At 41.8% G+C, this 593-nt stretch carries 1 protein-coding gene; it reads right to left on the bottom strand.

Annotation, left to right across the window (positions count from 1 at the left end; genetic code table 11):
* Positions 1-115: 115 nt before the first annotated feature.
* Complete coding sequence (locus R7044_RS26710) at positions 116-550, bottom strand: DUF2753 domain-containing protein (RefSeq protein WP_005490627.1); 435 nt, start codon at positions 548-550, stop codon at positions 116-118.
* Positions 551-593 lie beyond the last annotated feature (43 nt).

Raw genomic sequence — 593 nt, 5'->3', positions numbered from 1 at the left:
TCGAAAACTCTCAAGTCTTACTTTGTATATGTTAGTGAGTATCTACTTACTGTCGAATAACTTTCGTTGAGTCATTTCCAAGTGATGAGGTCAGCTTATTTTCGACCTTTGCTCATTAATTTAAACGAAACTTAGCGATCACTTCGCAATTGGTTGCGGTATCGATCTTCTCTACTTGTTTCGCAATTGCTGGGTTTGGATGACGCTTCATAAAATCGATAAGTGCTTTTGTGCAACAGCCGATGGAGTCAATAAAGCTCGCGCAATTCTGGTTTGGGCATTGGGGAATAAGTGTGAGCACTTTTTCAGATGCCAGCTGAAGATATTTGAGTTCGTATTCGGTATCACCAGCCCAGCGCCAAAATTGCGCGAGGTTGTGACAAGAGATTACAGAAATCAAAAGGCGCTCGTCTGCTTCAATTTCCACGCATTCACTAATGTCTTCACTTAAGCTTAAAGCTTGTTGATAGTGAAGAATGCTGCGTACAGGATCATCTAGTTGCAGGGCAGTATCGGCTAGGAGTGTGTGTTTTTCCCATTCACTGATCATTATCGTTGTCCCACGTATCGAATTTGGGATGAATCTAAACGAT

The sequence above is a fragment of the Vibrio sp. 1402 genome (genome assembly GCF_033340275.1).
The sequence above is the reverse complement of the archived record's forward strand: the minus strand, read 5'-3'. Positions and strand labels throughout refer to the sequence as shown.